Source organism: Nocardia sp. 852002-51101_SCH5132738 (assembly GCF_001665695.1).
GTDB classification, from domain to species: Bacteria; Actinomycetota; Actinomycetes; order Mycobacteriales; family Mycobacteriaceae; genus Nocardia; species Nocardia nova.
The window spans coordinates 1-3,141 of record NZ_LZML01000118.1; the positions used below are offsets into that span (position 1 = coordinate 1).

2 protein-coding genes are annotated in these 3,141 nt (G+C 63.7%); both read left to right on the plus strand.

Going from position 1 to position 3,141, the window contains the following annotated elements; all coding sequences use genetic code 11:
• The first annotated feature begins 249 nt into the window (after positions 1-249).
• The gene (gene ctaD / locus A5789_RS17475) at positions 250-1,971 is read left to right on the plus strand and encodes a cytochrome c oxidase subunit I (RefSeq protein WP_063013271.1); all 1,722 of its coding nucleotides are present in this window, start codon (positions 250-252) and stop codon (positions 1,969-1,971) included.
• 955 nt (positions 1,972-2,926) lie between these two features.
• Positions 2,927-3,141 (plus strand): transposase (locus A5789_RS17480; RefSeq protein WP_197516638.1); only part of this gene is annotated, 215 nt, incomplete at its 3' end.

Consider the following 3,141-nt stretch of genomic DNA (forward strand, 5'->3'; position numbering starts at 1 on the left):
GTATAAACTAAGACCGGTGACACACCCCACCGAATCTCCCGGCGCACGCCGTCGGCAGCGGATCCAGTTCACATCACCCCGGCGTCTCGCTCAGCGGCAACGATGCACCGATGGGTCCGATCGTCCGACGGCCGGGGTACGCACCACCACGCCCGCCGAGGATGTCGACCGAGAGGGGATTCACCGTTGTCTGCAGCGCCCGTCGAAATCCAGCCCGTCCCGCAGGCCGAGCGCCCGTTCCCGGCGCGGATGGGCCCCAAGGGCGCGGCGATGTGGAAGATCGTCACCACCACCGACCCGAAACTGCTCGGCGTCATGTACATCTTCACCGCGATCTCGTTCTTCCTCATCGGCGGGTTGATGGCGCTGCTGATGCGTGCCGAACTCGCACGGCCCGGGCTGCAGTTTCTGTCGAATGAGCAGTACAACCAGTTGTTCACCATGCACGGCACACTCATGTTGCTGTTCTATGCGACACCGATCGTGTTCGGGTTCGCCAACTGCGTGCTGCCGCTACAGATCGGCGCTCCCGATGTGGCGTTCCCGCGGTTGAACGCGCTCAGTTACTGGCTCTACCTGTTCGGCGCCACCGTTGCGACCGCAGGATTCATAACCCCCGGTGGCGCGGCGGATTTCGGGTGGACGGCGTATGTGCCGCTGAGCCTGGCCGTGCACTCCCCCGGCGTCGGCGCCGACCTATGGGTGATGGGGGTGGCGGTCTCGGGTGTCGGCACAATCCTGGGGGCAGTCAACATGATCACCACCGTCGTGTGTTTGCGCGCGCCGGGCATGACCCTGTTCCGGATGCCGATCTTCACCTGGAACATCCTCGTCACCAGCATTCTGGTGCTCGAAGCGTTCCCGATCCTGACCGCCGCCCTGATGGGCCTGGAGGTGGATCGACATCTCGGTGGGCACATCTACGACCCGGCCACCGGCGGCCCGATCCTCTACCAGCATCTGTTCTGGTTCTTCGGCCACCCCGAGGTCTACATCGTGGCGATACCCTTCTTCGGAATCATCACCGAAATCCTTCCCGTGTTCAGCCGCAAACCCGTCTTCGGCTACACCGCTCTCGTGTACGCGACCATCGCCATCGCCGCACTCTCATCAGCGGTGTGGGCGCACCACATGTTCGCTACCGGCGCGGTGCTGCTGCCGTTCTTCTCCCTGATGTCGTTTTTCATCGCGGTACCTACGGGGGTGAAGTTCTTCAACTGGATCGGCACCATGTGGAAGGGGCACTTGACGTTCGAAACCCCGATGCTGTGGTCGCTGGGATTCGTCACCACCTTCCTGTTCGGCGGCCTGTCCGGGGTGCTGCTGGCGAGCCCGCCGCTGGATTTCCACATCACCGACACCTATTTCATCGTCGCGCACTTCCACTACGTGCTGTTCGGCACGATCGTGTTCGCGACCTTCGGCGGCATCTACTTCTGGTTCCCGAAGTTCACCGGCCGCTTCCTCGACGAACGCCTGGGCCGGCTGCACTTTTGGACCACGTTCCTGGGTTTCCACACCACATTCTTGGTGCAGCACTGGCTCGGCGCCGAAGGCATGCCCCGCCGCTACGCCGATTACCTTCCCGCCGACGGGTTCACCACCCTCAACACGATCTCTACGATCGGGTCGTTCATCCTCGGGTTCTCGATGATCACCTTCGTGTGGAACGTGTTCAAAAGCTACCGCTACGGCCAAGTCGTCACCGCCGACGATCCGTGGGGCTACGGCAACTCTCTGGAGTGGGCGACCAGCAGCCCGCCGCCGCGGCACAACTTTTACGAGCTGCCCCGAATCCGTTCTGAGCGACCAGCTTTCGAACTGCACTACCCGCACATGATCGAACGCATGCGCGCCGAATCCCACACCGGCTGGGGATCGGCGGGCCGCAGCCACGCCGCCGCGCTCACCGAGGCCCCGGCAGCGGGCCCGCAGGAATCGAATCGGGCGGATGAGTCCGATGCCGAGTAGATCGCGGCACCCGCAGCCAACCGAGCCACCCGACCGCTGGCCCGGACGCGACGACCCTCCTCTGTTCGGTGATCGGAGGACCACCGCGCCCGGCCGCGGTGGCTGGAGCGCGGGGTTCACCGCCGGTTCCGCGCGGTGTTCACCCGTCGCGGCCAGAGTTCGTCGGCGCCGACATCGAGCCGCCGCCAGAGAGGGTGATGATCGATGACATCGGTGAAGGTGACCTCGTGTGTGAACCTCGTTCGGTTGCGTCATCCTCGAGGGATATGGGCTCAGTGAGACTTCTCCGGCGGCATCGTTGCGCGATGCCACCCCTCCTCCACCTACCACCGACCCGCAGAGATTTCGAAATCAGTCGCGCCACAACCCCGGCCGACATCGATCCGGGGCGAGGCGCGGGCAATGGCTACTCAACTGCTCCACCCGCATCGATCGGGAGATGTGTACCGGGCGGCGTCGGACAGAAGGACCGCCGCCGCGTTGGCGACATCGAGTGACCGAACCCAGTCGACGTTCAGCAGGCTCATCGTCTTCGCCACAGCTGACGCATCCTCTCTGGTCGGACTAGGATCGTCGGGGAAAACGCCGCCACGACACGGTCACAACACGCTCGATTCTCGCCCCAACCTGGGCCATGTGGTGTCGATGCGGATGTATTCGACTGTTCGCACGCGACCATGGCCTCGATCACCGGCCGCGCCATCGGGGACCGGTCAGCCTGATTTGAGCTTCGACAACCCGATCATTGCAGCTCCAAGGCATCTCCACCTACTTTCACCAGCTCATCGACCGGTGGATCCGGGCTCAGTGGGCACTGTTTCCAGGTTGAGTCCAGCAGGATGGTGTATGGCCGGACGCCAGCAAAGTGCGGGCGTGTCGTAGCCGGATAGGGGGTGGTCACCGCGTGATCCTTCAAAAGACCGGCAAGTCACTTGAAGGAAAGAAAGTTCACGCGATGACCTCTGTCCAGCCTATCGACCCGTCCAAGATGCTGTCGGACCAACTCGCCGTCGCGAGCCCGGACCTGCTGCGCGAGATGATGTCCACGTTCATTCAGGCCATGATGAGCGCCGAAGCCGACACGGTGTGTGGCGCCGGCTACGGCGAACGCTCCGACGAGCGGGTGAACTCCCGAAACGGGTACCGCCACCGCGACTTCGACACTCGTGT